This is a genomic window from Corallococcus sp. AB032C (assembly GCF_003668935.1).
Taxonomy (GTDB): domain Bacteria; phylum Myxococcota; class Myxococcia; order Myxococcales; family Myxococcaceae; genus Corallococcus; species Corallococcus exiguus.
The window spans coordinates 1-17780 of record NZ_RAWP01000101.1 but is presented as its reverse complement, the minus strand read 5'-3'; the positions used below and the strand labels follow the sequence as shown (position 1 = coordinate 17780).

Genomic DNA, 17780 nt, shown 5'->3' with positions numbered 1-17780 from the left:
GCCCGCACACCGGCTCAATGCCGGCTGAAAATCCGGTGGAGCCGGTACCTGGCTTTCATTGCCTGCGTGTCGCCACAGACCGGGCACCGGAACTGGGCTGCGTGGGGACTGGGCTTCGGAACCGCCGCGGGATGAGCCAATGCCACCCCCGGCAGTGCCCCACGTGCCGTGGTGGCCTCCCTCCAGGCCAGGTCGCTGACAATCTGATCCGACAGCCTCTCCGTCGTTCCAAGCTGGACGGAGCCCATGTTGCCCGCGGTCTGACCTTGAAAGAGGGCGCGGCCCACCTCCGCGTTGCGCATCGCCTGACTCTCGGCTCCTGCAACCTGCGTCGCTGGACCGACGGCAAAGGTGGCATTGCGGACCAGGCCCGGCGCGCCTCCATAGAGCAGACCGGTCATCCTCGCGGCGATATCTCCCGCCTCTGCGTCGCCGCCGTTGCGGCGGTCCGACGCGATGGGCGCCAGGCTGGCGAGGCTCAGGCCGCTGTTACCGCCGGGACCGGCTTGTTGCTGGAGCCGATCGACCTCGGGATCACGACGTGCCGCCCCGGGAATGTCCCAACACAACCCTCCACCGGTGGGCTCCTCCCCCGAGTGGTAGGCGATATCGAAGGTTCCACTCCGCCCCCCGGCGATCACGACATCGCGCCCCAGCTGCCGCATCGTCGCCTTGAGGGCGGCCCAGAAATAGGCGCGCTGTCGCTCGGTGCGGGCATGATTCGCGTAGAGGTCGATGTGATTGCCTACGCCTCCCACTGGAGGGCGCCCGAAGGTCACCAGCCTTCGAGCGCCACGGGCTCCGTTGACCGCGGCGAGGCGAGCCGCGGTGGTGTTGTGCTGGCAGTTGTAATCTTCGACGCGGTTGGCCACCAGGATGTAGCCGGCGTGGGTGCTCAGGCAGCCAGGATTCTGGGTCAAGGCCTGGATCGCGCCATCAATGGCATTCCTCTCCGTGATCATCAGGCGGTCCGCGAAGGACTGCTTGAACAACTCACAGGCGACATCCGCGACCGAGCGCTGATCATCCAGCGCCTGCTCCCGCGCGGCCTCGAAGACCCGGCGTGACGTACTCAAGCAGCTTTCGACATTCGTCCCCGCCGGCAGGCTCGCGCGTGCGATGTGGACAGGATGCCAGTGCGTCGTCTTGGACCCCGTCGCCCAGGCCGGGACCGGCGCGTGCTGGGGCGGCACGGGTCCGGTGATGAGAATGGTCCGCCGGCCCAGGCGTTCATCGACCAGCTGTTCAATCATGGCGGAGCAGACCCGCAGATGCTTCTCGGTCGGCCCGATGCGGATCGCCACCGCGAGTTCGGGGCAGTGCTTCATGGCGGCAATGAGCCAACACAGGTCGCCGGTCATGTCGCTGTTGATCGCGATCGCGCTCGTCGTGCCATCCGGCATGCGGGCCAACGGCGCCGCGGACGTCCCGGTGGGCAATACACTGTCATCGCTCTCGGCCAGACGGACGGCGTCCGCCAGTTCCTCGAAGATACGACCGGACTCAGCAGGCGCCCGGGTCACCCAAGCGCCCAGCGTGTTGTAGCGCGCCCTGGCGTCGACGCCGCCAGGTCGTATGGGAGCCCCCATGGCGGATTCACGCGGATCGAGGGCGATGGCCCAGTCCTTCGCGGAGAGCCGGGTGGCCGCACCACCCCCTCCCGTGGCGACGCCGCGGACCGCCGTGATGCGGTTGTTGAGCGCGGCGGTTGGACCGTTGGTCCAGGTGTATTGGATGGGATAGGTCGCGGGAACGGGCGTGAACGGCATCGAACCTCCAGCAGGACGGGGGCGACGGATGCGGCGCCGAAGTATAGGCGAGAATGGACAAATCATCCCCGCCGGAGCAGGTCGGCTCGCATCGCTTCCACCGCGTCCTTGGCTTCCTTCAGGCCCACGCCGTGCTGGTCGCGGTAGAGCTTGATGGCCTGGATGAGGTTGTTGCTTCGAACGGCGCGCTCGATGGCGTCATTCACTTCCGGGCCGGACAACCCACTGGGTTCCAGGGACTCCATGCGCACCCGGCCATCGCGCATCGCCTCCACTGCGTCCTTCGCTTCTTTCAGGCCGCAGCCATGAAGCTGCCGGTAGAGCTTGATGGCGTTGATCGTCTGCCCGGACTCGATCAACTCCGCGAGGTTCCTCTGCCCCTCCGCCGGAGACAGAGGGCTGGGCGGCTCCGCTGGCTGCTCACGATGGGAGGAGCGCAACCAGAAGCCGATCAGGGCTCCCATGACCACTGCGATCAGCATCAACACCAGGAATGACAGGGACATCCCCCGAGCATACAGACGCAGTGGACTTCCAGGGGCCCCAGCCTACCCGGGCACCCTCGCCCAGGCTCCGAAGGCCAGCTCCCCGATGTAGGTCGCACCCGCCTTCACGCGCTCCTCCGTGAGCCGCTGCTCGAGCGTGTCCACATCGAGCTCCGCCTCCGTCGCGACTCCGTGCTTCACGATTCGGGGAATCATCGCGCGGACGATGGCGCCCGTGGGATGCGCCTGGGTCGGCGTCTGCACGACGGCCACCGCCCGGACCTGTTCGACCGTGAGTCCCGCCTGCGTGAAGACCGACGCCAGGTCGAAGCCCATGTGGATGTTCGCGCCTTCGCGCTCCACCGTGCGCCAGATCCACTCACGCACCTGCGCGTGAAGCGGCAAGGGCCTGAGGCTCACCGGGCCCACCGTCGAGTCGTGCTCCTGGAAGACCACCAGCCCCCCGGGCTTCACAGCCCTCGCGAGACTCCGCACGGCGTCGACGGCGTCCGCCTGGTACATGAGCACCCGCCGCCCCACGACCGCGTCGAACAGACCCTGCTCTTTCGGAAGCGCATGGAGGTCTCCCTCCACGAACGTGACGTTCGACAGGCCCTGCTCCCGCGCCCTCACGCGGGCTTGTTCAATCGCTCCGGAGTCGCGGTCCACGCCCACGACCTGCCCCTGCGCGCCCACCTGACTCGCGGCCATGAAGGTCACGTCGCCCCTTCCACAGCCGACATCGAGCACCCGCATTCCCGCCCGGAGTCCCGCGTCCGCCAGCAGGCGCTCCGTCATCGTCGCCACATTGTCCATGCGACCGACGGTAGGCAGCCCGCGCCGTCCCCGGAAGGGCGCGGCTTCGGATGGCATCGGCGGATCTTTCGATACGGTGGGCCGACACCACCGGAATCGCCCGTGCGCCTCAATGCCCGGCCCACCTCATGCAACCGCACCACGTGCCTCCGCTACGACCTGTCCGTGACGAACCATGGCCCCGAGCCGCTCGACATGGCCACCGTCACCGGGCCGCTCTTGGCTTTCTGAGACTGAAGCGTCACTGCGGATAGGAGTCCTTCGCGCGCTCCATGCGCTCCTGCTCCATGCGCTGCCGCTCGTTCAGCTGGCGGTCCATCTCGCTCGCGCCCGCGCGTCGCTCACGCAGCTTCTCGGGGTAACTCGCGGCGATGAGGGGGGCGAAGTGCTCGAGGGCCTCCTTGAGGTCGGGAAAAGGGACCTCCTTCTTCTCGACCAGGATCTCCCATGGCTCCGTCATGGAGCCACGGGTCATCTCGAAGCCGACCCCCTTGTGCGCCCAGGTCGTCGGGACGTCGATGAGGACGCTGATGTACTCACCCCGCGTGCACGGCTGGATGAAGACCGAGTCCGGATGCTTGCGATGGCCTCGCTTGTCGCGCAGCTGGTAGGTGAGTGAACAGGCCTCGAGCGGCCGGAGCTGCTCCTGGACCCGGGCCAGCTCGGGGAGTCCTCCCACGTCCGAGGTCGTCAGGAAGCCCCCCTTCTTGAGGCCGATGCTCACCACGCCCACGCCAATGCCGAGGGCGACCGTGGCGCTGATGATGACGAACACCTTCGTGCTGGAGTGCTTGTTCACAGTCTCCGACGCTCCCGGCGCATGGATGGATTCCACAGAGGAGCGCCGCGCCCCGCCACCCCTGGGAATAGCTGTATCTCATCGTTCAAGCCCGGGCGAACCCCAAGGAGAGAAGCGGCGATTCTCACGCTGGCGGGTCGGGCCACGCCTGTCCGTCAAAAGCGGGCCGTGGCGATTGAGGCCTACCTCAACCGGACCCCGTCTTCGGCAGCAACCCGATGTGCTCTTGGAGCAGAGGAAACGATTCGCCAGCCTTCACGAGCGAGCGCGCCGCATCCTCCGGGCGCCCCAGCGCGAACAGGCACATCGCGAGATTCCACAACGTGCGCGGATCCTCTCCGTACAGGATGAGCGACTCCTCGAACAGCGCGAGTGCCGAGGCAGGTTCGCCAAGCTGGTACAGGCACGCCGCGAAGGCGAACGCCAGGTCCCGGCTCTCGCCAATGTGGAAGTAGTTCGCCCACGCTCGCCCGATGGCCTGGGCGAATTCCGTGCGCTCCTGCGCTGACAGCGCCGCCACCTTCTGGCTGAACGCCGGAAGACAGTCGCCGAGGATGCGGGCGTCGTACCGACTCAGTCGCACGTGCGCGAGGAGCTGCTCGAACTCGAGCGCCTCGTAGTGCGCCTCGATGCCCTGCCGCAATCGGAAGAAATCGTCGGGACTGGGGCCGTTGAAGGCGAGGTGATAGGCGAGCCGCGTCTCGGTCATGCCGCTGGCTGGCGCGCCGAGGATGAACGCGGCGACGACGAGGCTCGACTGCCGGTGGTCCGCGCAGGTGAGCTCACCGCCCTTGAGAAGAAACCATTGCTGGAAGGCGTGGTAGTTCACCGGCAGCGAGAAACTCCCATGCACCGTCACCTGAGGCTCCACCTCCCGGGCGAGCGAGGCCTCGTCGAGGTGCCCCTTGTCGGCGGAGAGGAGGAAGAGGCGGCCCCTCGCGAGCGCCGAAAGCTTCTCCAGGCACCTCAGGGCGGGGGCCGGAAGAAGCACCGAGCCCTCATCGAGCAGGCCGGCATAGGCACGAAGCAGCCCATTGAACTCCGGCTCGGGATAATGGTCGGGATGCACGGCACGCCGGGAGGACGCGAGGCGCAATCGCGTGAGGACATTCGCCGCACTCAGGTCGAGTTCCGGTGTGTCGGTGGCGACCGTGAAGAGGCACTCGAAGAGCTGCCCCTTCTCGATGAAGAAGGCGTCCTGCGCAACGCCATCGAAGACGTAGTTCGCGATGACCGTGAGCGGCCGCTCCAGGCTCCCGGCCCCGAGCATCGTCTTGGATTCCAGGAGCTCGATGGTGCCGTCCATGCGCTCCACGTCCACGAGCGCGAAGTCCAGCAAGCCAGCGGAGACGAATGGACGCAGAGCCGGATGTGCCCGCCAGAACCGCAGATTGGACTCCGTGAAATCACTCATCACGTAGCGAATGGGGACGTGGCTCCAGCCCATGACCTCGCGCAGTTCGGAGAGTGCCCGGAGGAAGAGGAAGGCGAATCGCCCACTGCCCGCCCCAAGCTCCAGCACATGGAACGGCTCGCTGCCTGCGCGGGACTCTCCTGCGTCGCAGTCACGAAGGAAGCCGAGCACCACCTGGGCCATGGCGTGCGCGAGCGCCGGGTTGCACGTGACATAGTGTGGCACCGTGGCATCACGCCAGGCGTCAATTCCCACACGTTCGAAGTAGCTGCGCTGGGCTCGCCACAGCACCGACTCCGAGAAGGGCTTGTTCGTCTCGAGCGTCGTCAAGCTGTCCTCGGTGCCAATCGTCATGCCCTCTTCCTGAGCGGTTCGAAGTGAGGGCCATACCAGAGGATGTTGATCTCACGAGGCCGCTCCACCATGCCGCCCATGCCGCCCATGCGGCACACCTCGTAGAGTTGGTTGGTGCCTGAATTGAAGCCCCATATCAAGATGAGGCACCCGTTGGCGCTTGCGAACTGGCGCACTACATCGCGTGTGTCAGCACTCTCCAGGTTGAGATCCTCGCCCTTCACCGCGGCTCCGATACGATTCCAATTCCCGCGAATGCGCTCGACGTGGCCTCTGAGTCTGTAAATCGGATCACCCGGCATGTCGTGGAAGAGCTGAAGGAAGCTGTGGAGGAAACAATTGAGCCCCTTCGAAGAGGCCTCCCCACGGACGAAATTCTTCGCTGCAAGCGCCCCCTTGAGTGCCGGGCTCGGTACCGCGGAGAGATCCGGTGCGGGCACGACGATTGACTTGCTGTCACTCGCTTTTGAATCACTCTTCAGGTGCACCACGGAGAAGGGAGCGGCGGAGTGCGCCGCCGCCGCGGCAGATGATGATGCCGCGGCGGCCGCCGCTGGAGCTGGAGTCTTCGGGATGGCAGGGGGCGAGGGAAGGAGCGAGAAGGGATTTCCTGAACCCGCCGCGGACCGTGCGCCGTCATCCTCCATGGCGCTGCCATCCAGATCGTCGTCATCCAGATCGTCGTCATCCGGATCGTCGTCATCCGGATCGTCGTCATCCGGATCGCTATCCGATAGCGAATCGTAGCCGGTGTGGCGGGGATCGACTTTCCCCAGGGCAACGAACTGTGCCTTCTCGTCCTGAAGCATCGAGCGCTGCTCGTCAGCGCCCAGGTATTGTGTCTGGTGCGTCACCAGTGCAGCGGCCTTGTCGTGGAGCCATGCGCATACGTCTCCAGGGGAATTGGATTGCATGTGTTCCTTGGCCTGTTCGAACAGCTCGCGAAACCCCTTTAAAGCGGGCCCCCAGAAGCCGCCCGGGTGACGGTTGAATTCAATCTTCAGTCCAAGTCTCTCCTCCGCGAAAAGGAGTGTGAGATAGCAACCCGCGCAGGGCCGCTTCTTTCCGTAAATCGTTGCTACCGTCGACTTACCCGTACCCGAGCGAAGCAGAGCGAGGAGGAGCTTCTGCTCGGCGTGGATGCTGTCTCCACCGGCGTTCACGAAGATGATCCGCCCGTGGTGCGCCGCCCCTCCGATCTTGGCCGCGCAGTCGGCTGCATTCGAATAGTTCAGCCGCTGGAGGAGGCCCTCGTCGTTGTTGCCCAGCACGTTCATCGCCGTGGGGATGGCGGAGAGGGACCTCGTCCCCGAGAAGAGCCCCCCGAGCTTCTTCGCCGCCCCCTCGGCCCGTTTGTCATCGGGATTCTGGACCGACTGCAGCAGGTTCTGGACAGCGTTGGAGGGCGGCCCGTCAGTGTCATCCTGGCGCAGCGCCTTGAACAAAGCATTGATCGATGCGTCGAGGTTCGCGGCAATGACGAGTCGACCGTTCACGAGCATTGCCTGAACCTCCTGCTCGCCTTTCATATTGAGCGTGTTTCGGATGTAGTGGAAAAACTGCGCCGAGAGATGGCGCAGGACCTGAGGGTCTCGGCGTCCTGCGAACGAGGCGGCGCCGCTGAGCCACACTTCGGGCGTCCACCTCCCGGCGAAGGTGACATTCGCTTTGCTGGTGACGGCCTTGAGTTCCCGGTCCATGAAAGCCACCGAGAGTCGAGGCTTGCGCGGCGCGGCGCGTTTCTTCTTCGCGGGTTTCGCTGCGGGGGCGGACAACAAGGAGAACGAAGCCCCTGCAGGAGCCGCGGCGGTAGCCGGGCTGCTCGAAGCCATCTCGTCGACCGAACCCGCGCAACCCTTCCACTTGTGCACGAAGTGACGCATGGAGGTGCCTGTGGCGGCACACATACTGCATCGGTACATGGTGTCCCGCTCCTTGAAGCAGGTCTGGCCCGGGCAACAGGCGCCAGTGAGGCTTGTCGGTGAGTCTCCACCCGCGACTGGCATGGGCCCCGCGGCTACAGGCCGCGGTCCGTTACGGCGCGGTCACTCCCCCTCCAGGTCGATTTTGCAACATGAGAAACAGCAGTTGACAATCCTGCCCGGCCTGGGCGCCGCACCTTGAGCGACGACGTTGCGCCCGGCGATCGCCTGCTGCCCTACCACCCGGTTGAAACTCAACAGCCCATTGCCTGTAACCACCTGAGCCGGCTGATTGAACCTCATCGCTGTTTGAAGGGCATTCCACCGGATCAGGTTGACCACGACACTCTGTGGACCGTACTGGGTCGAATACACGTAACGGACCCCAGCCAGATTCATCTGGTTGAGGCCTTGCTGGATCAACTGCGCGAGGAACCAGTTCAGGGATTGAGCACTGGGTACGTAATGCCCGGAGTTGTTGTCGAGTGAGGTCAGGTATCCCTGGGCGTTCGTCGAGAAGCAACCGACAGCCATCGCCTGGCCTCCCGCCAGCATGCTGCTGTGCTTCTTCCTCGTGGCCGCGCCCACGCCCCTCGCCCCTTCGTCCTGCGTGACGAGGACCCGGCCGTCCATTCCAACAGCGAAGAGCCCATTGTAATTGAGGAGTTCCCGGGTGCTGCTCCAGAAGTGGCGATCCATGGTGCGGACGATCTTTCCTCCCACGATCTCCACCTCGGCATGGGATTGCCGACCGGCATCGTAGTAGCGGACGTTGTTTCGGAAGATCCCCATCTGGTCCAGCCGTGAGAGGGCTTGATCCACCGTGAACGACGGATGGTCATGGCTGGCACCGCCAGGAATGGCCAGGTCAAACAGGTTCCGCGCAGCAACGTTGAGACGCATCGGCATGGAAGACTCCCCCTCTGCAACACCCCCTCGAAACCAGGATATCGGGTGTTCGTGGACTTCCAGCCTGAGGCAGCAACCCAGATATTGCAAGAAGATCAAAACATGATGGAGACACTGGAAGGACAGCCCCCAACCCATCCAGTCTGGTGGCTCAGGGTGATGATGAAACCCTGTCGGTCAAGTCTGGACGCAGGAAGGCGAGCTCGAAGTCGTCCTGCGTCCGGAGTGCGTTCTCAGGGCTCGCTGAAGCCACCGCGCACCCACGCGTTGGCGACGTCCCGGGTGAACTTGAAGTTCACCGGCACGCGATGTTTCACGACGGTCGCGCCAGCGTCGTCGATGGCCGACAGCAGCGCGTGGGGCTCATACTCATCGGCCACCATCTCGAGCCGGACCTCGTACCAGCGGCCCTCCCAGGCGATGGAGAGCTTCTTGGTCATGGCCTGCTCGCGCTGCCGCGCGGAGCGATCCAGGACCTCCGAGGCCGTCTTCACGAAGGTCGCGAACGCCGTCGCATCAAAGGGCTTGGGATTCTTCTTGTCGCGGCCCATCACCCACGGGCTGATGAGGACGGGCTCGGAGATCCCCTGCTTGCGGATCTCCACGGCCCAGCCGTCGTCCTCCTCGTTCTTGATGACCTTGGCCGTCCAGCCGTTCTTCCGCCAGAACGTGGGCTCCATCACTTCGGGTTCGGTCGGCGTGCGCTCGTTGCTCATGGGCTTTGCTCATACTCCCCCCCGGTGACACCTCGCCAGGACACAATCCTGGAACCGGATGCATCACGGCGGTGGCACGGGGCTCCTATCCATTCAGAGAACGACGCTGCACCAGGGAGCCTATCGATGACCCGTCTTCCCCGTTGTCTGGGGGCGCTGCTGCTTGCCTGCCCCGTGCTGCTGACGGCCTGCGCCGACACCCGGGGGACACCGGATGCCGGCACGCCCCCTGTCGTGGGGTGGGATGGCACCTCCACCCCCATTGAAGAGAAGGGCGACTGGCTTGACCGCGGCGTCTTCGCTCCCTGCGAGTTCACCCCTCCGGTCGGCACCCCGCTTGACTGCGACACCCCTGCCCTCTTCGACCTGTCGAAGTGCAACCTGGGGGCGCTCAGCACGGCGGCACGGCACGGCATCTACCAGACGGAGCTGCGCTCGACCTCCGGTGAGTACCCCTGGGGAGGCGCCGGCATCCTGCTCCCGGAGGATGGCGGCGCCGGGACCCTGAACTTCACTCCCCTCACCCGGCAGCAGTTCGATGAGCGGGGCATGTTCCTCGCGAACATCTTCACCACGACCCGGGGCGTGGTCACGAAGTATGCGCTGGCGGGCTGCGACGCTCCCGAACGCAACCACATCACCGGTTGCTATGCGTTTTGCAGCAACGGCGTGCTCGCGGAGAAGGGCACGTTCGACTCGGAGCGCATGACCTGGGGCCGCGGTGAGGCCGAGTCCTCCGGGGGCCTGGACCTCGTCTCCGAATCCTTCGTCGGGATTGGCTTTCCGGCGGACGTCTACGTCACGAAGAACCATGCCTACGTGGTGTCCATCCAGCTCAAGAACTACATGCCCGCGGGAGGTTTGACTGTCTTCGACGTCAGCGACCGCAGCCACCCCGTGCTGAAGAAGGTCATTTCCCTGCCAGACGATGGGTATTGGAACGCCGCGTGGGCCAAGGACGACGTCCTCTATATCGCCACCCGCGCGTCCGGCGTCATCCTCTATGACATCTCGAATCCGGGGGACCCGACCTACCTCCGCAGCGTGCCCAGCGGCGCGCCCCTGGATGTGCACACCCTGTTCGTGGAGGGCAACCGGCTCTACGCCATGGCGCTGCGGCCCCAGCAGACGCTCATCTTCGACATCACGTCACCGCAATCCCCCGTCCTGCTCAACCGCTTCACCTTCTCGTCAGAGGAGTTCGTCACCAGCTATCCGCATGACGCCTTCGCTTACGAGGGCCGCCTCTACATCAACCACACGGACATCGGCTTCCTGATCACCGACCCGAGCGACCCCATGCAGGTCAAGGAGCTGGGCCGATACCACTACAACCGGCAATACAGCCATGCGAGCGCGGTGGGGACCTTCGCGGGCCGCACCATCGCGTTCGAAGGCAGTGAGCAGGAGGGCGCGCACCTTCGCGTGCTGGATGTCACCGACCCGGCCCACATCCAGCTCATCGCCGAGCACCGGCTGCGCCCCACCACCTCCATCCACAACATGATCCTGAAGGGCACCCGGCTTTACGTCGCCTGGTACCAGGAAGGCGTGCGCGTGTTCGACGTGGCCAACCCCACGCGCCCCAAGGAGATCGCCTATTTCAACACCTATCGTGAGACCGACCCGAAACGCCTGGGCTTCGTCTACGAGGGCGCCATCGGCATGCGCGTCCCGGGCGACGGGTATGTCTACGTGGTGGACTCAGCGCGCGGGCTGCTCATCTTCAACGAGCCCTGAATGCGCGGAAAGAGAGAGGGGCCTGCTGCCTTAAGACGCTCGGGCCCCCGGCCGTTTCATTCTGCTCACGCGGAAACGACGTGCGGACACTGAGCATCCAGCGGGCCAGGGCCTAGATCCACGGCGCAGTCGAGGAAGAAGGGCAGGCGTCCACCTGCCCTCTTCCGTGCACGGTCGGCACGCCGCCCGAAGGAGGATCGCAGTGCAATCTCCCCACAGTGTCTCGCAATTCATTCAGGTCCGCAGACGCGCCCTGGGTGCTATCACTTCGCTCGCGCTGGTCACCCCATGGCTCCCGCTTCAGCAGGCTCACGCGGAGCAACCGCCGCCGCCGTGCCATCCCAACCCGAATGCCAACGCGGATGTCGCCACCGTGGCCAACCGTGGAGACGTCGTCGCGCTGCCCACACCGCTGAAGGAGCGGCTCCTCCGGCTCGCGAGCCGGCCGCACACCTACCTCCCCATGCAGGTCTACGCGGAGGCGGACACGCCGAGCCAGCTCTTCCAGTACTACCTGCTGGACACCAATGGCTTCGAGCGCAACGTCTTCGTCAGCATCATTCCCGGCGTCAATGACACCGCGATGTTGACGGCCACGGGCGGCAACTGCGGGCTGCCCACCATCGCGTCGGTACGGCTCGCCCTCGAGCCGAAGCCCGGGCTTCCCACCGACCCGAACGACGTCCGTGCCTTCATCGACGTCTTCACGGACATCTCCGGGCTCTTCGTCATCAACAACGAGAGCGGGTGGTACGAGGGCTGGATGATCCACGACCTGGTCGTCCCGCCGGTCGCGCCCCCGCGCCCTGACGGGCGTGCCCAGTTCGGCACGATGACCGCCGCCGATGCGGCGATGCTGGCGAAGATCGGACACCACAACAACGTCCCCGGGAATCTCTTCACGACGGATGGGAAGGCCGTCCGGTTCCCGAACGAGAACGATCGCTTCCCGTGGATCCAGAGCAACGTCGTCCCCATCCAGCTGAGCATGGGTGCGTACAACGCCATGCAGCAAATGGACGTGCACAACTACTGGGAGTTCAACTACACCACGAACTGGGTCCACCCGCTCTACGAGCTTCCGTTCACCGGTGGCTTCCCCGACAAGATTGGAGCGCCGCCTGACGCCTTCGAGGACGGAGAGATTGGCTTGCTGAAGTCAATCGTCCCGGGCTCGGGGCCCCTGGGCGTGAAGAACTTTCCGCAAGAGTATGGAGACAACCCGTATCGCCCCCGCGATCCGGACCTCTTCGACGCGGGCATCGACTCCCAGCGGGAGTTCCGCCAGCGATTCATCCCGAGCGGGCTCGCCAACGAAATCTTCCTGGATGTCTATGTCCGGCTGGCGTCGTTCATGCCCTGGGAGAAGAACCTGAACCGCCGCCTCTTCCAGGCCTACGCCCGGGAAGTCGCGAGGGTCGACCAGAATGGCGACGGCGTCGTCTCGGCCGCCGAGGGAGACGTCGACGCCGCCTCGGATGGCTTCGCGGACAACTCGCGGTTGTTCATCCCCTCCACGGCGTTCAACCGTTTCGCGGTGACTCGCGAGATCAACGATGGCTATCTGGCACCTCGCTTCGCCCCCAGTCAGCGGGCCTGGTTGCTGACGGGCGGGCGCCAGGAGGTCAGTCCCCCGGTAGACGCATCCGCGGGTCGCGACGGCGACGACCGCTGAAGGACCCGAAGTCGTCCCGGTTCCGTGGCACTCCCCGCGGAGCGCCGTGGAACCGGGACCGGTCTCCGGATCAGGGGAAGTAGGCCGACAGGTAGCAGCGCGTGGCATTGGCAGCCAGAGGGTCGAGCAGCGCAAGCGCCTCGGAGACTCGCTCAACGCAGTCCAGTGCCGGCTGGGCCGTATTCCTGCTTGAATTCCAAGCGGCACTCACCGCGGCCCAGTATCGCCCATGATGAAGATGGCTGGAGATCTCTCGACAGTATGCGCTGACATTGAACGCGGCGCTGGCATTTGTCACTCGATCGTCCGGCGCGACATACATGCCATTGGTGTCAAGCCACAGATGAAGCTGATCCATCCCATCCAACGCCAGGGTCAAGACGGTGAGGCTGTAGGTCGCGGCGCCTGGATATTCAGCGCCGGGCACACCCGCTCCATTGGCGTTGACGTTGGTCTGCGCGACGGTGCACGCCTCCTGGATTTTGCTGCGCAGCCCCGTGATGGTGCTCCTCGTCACCGAACCACACGGATCCGCTACTGCCTTGCCAGCTTGAACTCCGGCCGTCTTGCCACTGCGCGCACGGGACTTCGCCGGGTCGGGGAGCAGCTGCGGCAGCCCCACGACTGGGACGTTGGCAAGGAGCATTGATTTAGGACTTGGAGGACCAGACATGACTCTTCCTTTCGCGAGTCAGGCTGGAAGAGCGAAGGCGGATAGACAATCTCTTGCATGAGGCCACGGCAAGCAACCGACTGCTGACCGACATCTCGCTCAATCCTTGACCTCGCCAGAACAGGAGAGCCGTCCCAAAGGGAGACATCCGCTCAGGCTCCTGACGGGACGTGCCGCGATGGCAACCGCGCCTCGGGGTGCCTCGAAGCCGGGCCGGTTCCAAGGGCGGAGCGACACGCAGGCCGCGATGCGTCAAACAAGCGGCGCGAAGTCCTCCAGGACCTCCTGGGGGAGGGCTAGAACTTCTGGCGTGCTCGGCCGTTGAATGCCGCCATGGCCCACTACGTACCATTTGCCCTGCGCGCACTCCTGCCGCTGGGATTCGCAGCCGTCTTCGTGACGTTATCGCCCCAGGTCCTCGCGGCCCGGGCGACCTCACGCTCCCTGGGGGGCGAAAACCGCTACCTGACCCATGTCACCACCGACAAGCCGCTCTACCGCCCCGGGGAGCAGGTGCTGGTGCGGGGTCTGGTGCTGGACGCCCTGAACCGCAAGCCGTACGCGGGCTCACTCAATGCGCAGGTGGAGGTGCGCGGGCCCAAGGGGGACGTCGTCACCACCAGCACGGCGTCCACGGCGGACTCCGTCTGGGGCTACGCCTGGCCCATCCCCGCTGGCCAGGCCGGCGGCGAGTACACCCTGCGCGTCACCTACCCGTGGACGGGCGCGGCCCCCGCGGAGCGGAAGTTCGACGTGCGCGCCTACCGGGCCCCCCGGCTCAAGTCCCAGATTGAGTTCCTCCGGGATGGCTACGGGCCCGGCGACACCGTCACCGCCACGCTGGACGTGAAGCGCGCGGAGGGCGGCGTGCCCGAGGGCGCGAAGGTGACGGCCAACGCGCTCGTGGATGGCGCCACCGTGGCGCAGGTGCCGTGCACGGTGGACGCGAAGGGGCGCTGCACGGTGCGCTTCCCGCTGCCCGCCGCCATGGAGCGCGGCGAGGGCACGCTGGCCTTCACCATCCAGGACGGCGGCGTGGTGGAGTCCGCGGCGAAGACGATTCCCATCCTCCTCCAGACGCTGGACCTGGCCATGTACCCGGAGGGCGGCGACCTGGTGGCGGGGCTCGCCTCGCGCGTCTACTTCGAGGCGCGCACTCCCGCGCGCAAGCCGGCGGACCTGATGGGCCGGGTGGTGGAGGTGGACAGCGGCAAGGTCGTCGCCCGCGTGAACTCGGAGCACGAGGGCCGTGGCCGCTTCGAGCTGACCCCGCAGGCAGGGGTGCGGTACGCGCTGCGCATCGACTCGCCGTCGGGCATCCGGAAGAGCTTCCCGCTGCCGGAGGTGAAGCCGAGGGGCGCCGTCATCCGCGTGCGCGAGGACGTGGTTCCCGCGGGCAAGCTGGTGCAGCTCGTCGTGGGCCTGAACGGCGTCGGCCGCGCGACGGTGACGCTGAGCCAGCGCGAGGTGCGCGTCGCCTCCGCGGTGCTGGACGACGTGAAGGGCGGGCCGGTGACGTTGAACCCCGGCGAGGCGGACGGTGTGCTCGTCGCCACGGTGTGGGACCACGACGGGCGGCCCGTCGCGGAGCGTCTGGTGTTCCGCCAGCCCTCGAAGGAGCTGTCGGTGGAGCTGAAGGCGGACCGCACGCGCTACGTGCCCGGTGGCCCCGTGCGGCTCACGGCCCGGACGACGCGCGGCGGCCAGCCGGTCTCCGCGCTGGTGATGCTCACCGTGACGGATGACGCGGTGCTGGAGCTCCAGGAGAAGCGCGACCAGGCGCCTCAGCTCCCGGTCATGGTGCTGCTGGAGCCGGAGGTGAAGGAGCTGGCCGACGCGCAGCTCTACCTCGACGCGAAGAATCCGAAGTCGAAGCTGGCGGTGGACCTGCTGCTGGGGACGCAGGGCTGGCGGCGCTTCGCGCTGACCGACACGCAGGGCTTCCTCGCCCGGCATGGTGACGCGGCGATGCGCGTGCTCGCGGTGCGCTGGCCGCAGGAGCCCGTCCGCAAGCCCCGGCCGTCCATCAGCAGGTCCGTACGCGGCGCTGGCACGGCGGTCGCGATGGGACAGGCGCAACCCCTGATGGACCGGAACGTCGTGGACGAGGATGACGCCTTCGCCGGACGGGCCGAGGGCGCGGTCCTCCCCGAAATGGCCCCCGTCGCCGCGGCGGCTCCGCCTCCCATGCCCCCGGCGGAGGCAGCCCCGGAAGTGGAGGCACCGGCCCCCGTGCTCCAACTGGCGAAGGAGGAAGAGGCGCCCATGGAGCGGAGGAGCCTTCGCGCGAAGCGGGACGACGCGCGCTTCGACGACAAGCGGGTCATCCAGGGGCAGCTGATCTACCTCCGCGAGTTCGCGCACACCGCGAGGCCCAACCGCAAGTCGGGAGACCGGGTCGACTTCGCGGAGACGCTCTACTGGAACGCCGGAGTGCGCACGGATGCCCGCACCGGCGAGGCGCGGGTGTCCTTCGCGATGAGCGACTCGGTGACGACGTTCAAGGCGTTCGCGGGGGCGGTGGGTGGTGACGGCGCGCTCGGTTCAGCGGTGGCGGAGCTGGAGTCCGTGCAGCCGTTCTACGCGGAGCCCAAGCTGCCGCTCGAGGTGACGTCGGGAGACGTGGTGCGGCTGCCGGTGGCGCTGGTGAACGGGACGGAGGCGCGGCTTTCGGGCGCGGGGGTGAAGGTGGAGCTGAAGGGAGACGTGAAGGTCTCCGGCGGCGCCACGCTGGACCTGGCCTCGCAGGCGCGCGGCCGGCAGCTCTTCTCCCTGGAGATTGGCCAGGAGGCAAAGCCGGTGGACGTGAAGCTCACGGCGAGCGCGGGCGAGTACACGGACGTCGTCACCCGCACGCTGTCCATCAAGCCCCGGGGCTTCCCGGGCCGCGTGTCCTACGGCGGGCTGGTGTCCCCGAAGGCACCGGCGGCGCACCCGGTGGTGCTGCCCAAGAGCCTGGTGCCCGGCACCGTGCGGACGTCCATCGCCGTGTACCCGGGCCCGCTGGCCAACATGACGGAGTCGCTGGCCCGCCTCATCCAGGAGCCCTCCGGCTGCTTCGAGCAGACCAGCTCCACGACGTACCCCATGACGATGGCGCAGCAGTACTTCCAGACGCACACCGGCGTGAACCCGGAGCTGGTGGCGAGCGCGAAGGAGAAGCTGGAGCGCGGCTACCAGCGGCTGGTGGGCTACGAGACGTCCGAGAAGGGCTACGAGTGGTTCGGGCAGAACCCCGGCCATGAGGCGCTGACCGCGTTCGGCCTGCTGCACTTCACGGACATGCGGCAGGTGCGCGACGTGGACACCGCGATGATGGAGCGCACGCGCGAGTGGCTGCTCCAGCAGCGGGACGGCCAGGGCGGCTTCAATCGCAAGCGCCGCGCGCTGCACGTGTGGGTGGAGGACCCGGACACGTCCAACGCATACATCGTCTGGACGCTGCTGGAGAGCGCGGGCCAGCCGGCTTCGCAGGCGAAGGAGCTGTCACGCGAGGTGGCCTCGGTGAAGGCCGCCGCGGCGAAGAGCACCAACAGCTACGTGGTGGCCCTGGCGGCCAACGTGCTGGCGCTCGCCGGTGACGCCGCCGAGGCCCGGAAGCTGATGGGCCGGCTCGCCTCCGCGCAGGGGCAGCAAGGCGTGGTGGACGGCGCGACGCAGTCCATCGTGGGCAGCATGGGCGAGACGCTGAACATCGAGACCACCGCGCTGGCGACGCTGGCGTGGATGCGCGACCCCGCCTACGTGGGCAACGTGGAGCGCGCGATGAAGTTCCTCGCGGAGTCCAGCGACGGTGGCCGCTACGGCGCGACGCAGAGCACGGTGCTCGCGCTGCGCGCCATCATCGCCTACGACAAGGCGCGCGCGTCCAAGCTCACCCCGGGGCTGGTGCGCGTCTACGTGGACGGCCGCCCGGTGGGCGAACCGGTCCGCTTCGACGGCTCCACCCAGGAAGCCCTCAAGCTGCCCGACGTGAGCGCGCTGCTGGGCACGGGCGAGCGCCGCCTGGAGCTGCGGATGGAGGGGGGCGCGGAGCTGCCGTACTCGGTGGAGGTCACCTACAACATGCTGACGCCGGACAGCTCCAAGGACACGGCGGTGACGCTGGAGGTGGCGCTGGCGAAGACGGCCCTCACCGAGGGTGAGCCCACGGAGGCGCGCGTGGTGGTGGCCAACCGCACGGGCCAGAAGCTGCCCACGGCGGTGGCAATCTTTGGAGTGCCGGGCGGACTGGAAGTGCGCCACGACCAGCTCAAGGAGCTGGTGAAGCGGCAGGTGGTGGATGCTTACGAAGTGCTCGGGCGCGACGTCGTCCTGTACTGGCGTGGCATGGAGCCGAACAAGCGCATCGACGTGCCGCTGTCCCTGGTGGCCGCGGTGCCCGGCACCTACACGGGCCCGTCCAGCCGCGCGTACCTGTACTACGCGGACGAGCACAAGGTGTGGAGCGAGGGCGTGAAGGTCTCCATCGCGCCGAAGCCGTAGCCGCGCGGGGAGCAGGGTCAGGG

Annotated in this window: 13 protein-coding genes; 4 read left to right on the top strand and 9 right to left on the bottom strand. The window is 66.6% G+C overall.

Features of this window, described 5'->3' with window-relative positions; genetic code table 11:
- Positions 1–14: 14 nt before the first annotated feature.
- The 3 genes from D7X99_RS32935 to D7X99_RS32925 form a co-directional block, all read right to left on the bottom strand.
- Positions 15–1769 (bottom strand): hypothetical protein, encoded by a 1755-nt coding sequence (locus D7X99_RS32935; RefSeq protein ID WP_121781205.1) that lies wholly within the window; start codon positions 1767–1769, stop codon positions 15–17.
- Positions 1770–1831: 62 nt separating this feature from the next.
- Positions 1832–2275: a hypothetical protein gene (locus D7X99_RS32930; protein ID WP_121781204.1), complete on the bottom strand. Its 444-nt coding sequence runs from the start codon at positions 2273–2275 to the stop codon at positions 1832–1834.
- 42 nt (positions 2276–2317) lie between these two features.
- Positions 2318–3127 carry a class I SAM-dependent methyltransferase gene (locus D7X99_RS32925; protein WP_121781203.1) on the bottom strand — a complete coding sequence of 270 codons (810 nt, stop codon included), beginning with the start codon at positions 3125–3127 and terminating at the stop codon, positions 2318–2320.
- Positions 3128–3172: 45 nt separating this feature from the next.
- Here D7X99_RS32925 and D7X99_RS44345 point away from each other — a divergent pair, with 45 nt between their 5' ends.
- Positions 3173–3301, top strand: coding sequence for a hypothetical protein (locus D7X99_RS44345; protein WP_255429658.1), 129 nt, complete (start codon positions 3173–3175; stop codon positions 3299–3301).
- A 10-nt stretch (positions 3302–3311) separates the two neighbouring features.
- Here D7X99_RS44345 and D7X99_RS32920 read toward each other — a convergent pair whose 3' ends face one another.
- The 5 genes from D7X99_RS32920 to D7X99_RS32890 all read right to left on the bottom strand — a co-directional run bounded on the left by D7X99_RS32920 (position 3312) and on the right by D7X99_RS32890 (position 9184).
- Positions 3312–3869 (bottom strand): hypothetical protein, encoded by a 558-nt coding sequence (locus D7X99_RS32920; protein ID WP_121781202.1) that lies wholly within the window; start codon positions 3867–3869, stop codon positions 3312–3314.
- Between the two features lie 187 nt (positions 3870–4056).
- Positions 4057–5637, bottom strand: coding sequence for a CDC27 family protein (locus tag D7X99_RS32915; RefSeq protein WP_121781201.1), 1581 nt, complete (start codon positions 5635–5637; stop codon positions 4057–4059).
- Positions 5634–7520 (bottom strand): hypothetical protein, encoded by a 1887-nt coding sequence (locus tag D7X99_RS42965; protein WP_158627106.1) that lies wholly within the window; start codon positions 7518–7520, stop codon positions 5634–5636. Before D7X99_RS42965 ends, D7X99_RS32915 begins: the two co-directional genes overlap by 4 nt.
- 162 nt (positions 7521–7682) lie before the next feature.
- Complete coding sequence (locus tag D7X99_RS32895; RefSeq protein ID WP_121781197.1) at positions 7683–8468, bottom strand: hypothetical protein; 786 nt, start codon at positions 8466–8468, stop codon at positions 7683–7685.
- 233 nt (positions 8469–8701) lie between these two features.
- Entirely contained in the window at positions 8702–9184 is a 483-nt protein-coding gene (locus tag D7X99_RS32890) for a hypothetical protein (RefSeq protein ID WP_121781196.1), read from the bottom strand.
- 126 nt (positions 9185–9310) lie between these two features.
- Between D7X99_RS32890 and D7X99_RS32885 the strand changes: the two genes are divergently transcribed.
- Together D7X99_RS32885 and D7X99_RS32880 are read left to right on the top strand one after the other, a co-directional pair.
- Entirely contained in the window at positions 9311–10924 is a 1614-nt protein-coding gene (locus tag D7X99_RS32885) for an LVIVD repeat-containing protein (protein WP_121781195.1), read from the top strand.
- 373 nt (positions 10925–11297) lie between these two features.
- Positions 11298–12599, top strand: coding sequence for a hypothetical protein (locus D7X99_RS32880; RefSeq protein ID WP_199756392.1), 1302 nt, complete (start codon positions 11298–11300; stop codon positions 12597–12599).
- Positions 12600–12669: 70 nt separating this feature from the next.
- Here D7X99_RS32880 and D7X99_RS42465 read toward each other — a convergent pair whose 3' ends face one another.
- Positions 12670–13272, bottom strand: a complete 603-nt coding sequence (locus D7X99_RS42465; RefSeq protein ID WP_147476320.1) for a hypothetical protein — start codon at positions 13270–13272, stop codon at positions 12670–12672.
- A 333-nt stretch (positions 13273–13605) separates the two neighbouring features.
- On the opposite strand from D7X99_RS42465, the gene D7X99_RS32875 reads away from it, so the two are divergent.
- Positions 13606–17757: an MG2 domain-containing protein gene (locus tag D7X99_RS32875; RefSeq protein WP_121781194.1), complete on the top strand. Its 4152-nt coding sequence runs from the start codon at positions 13606–13608 to the stop codon at positions 17755–17757.
- The last annotated feature ends 23 nt before the right edge of the window (positions 17758–17780 follow it).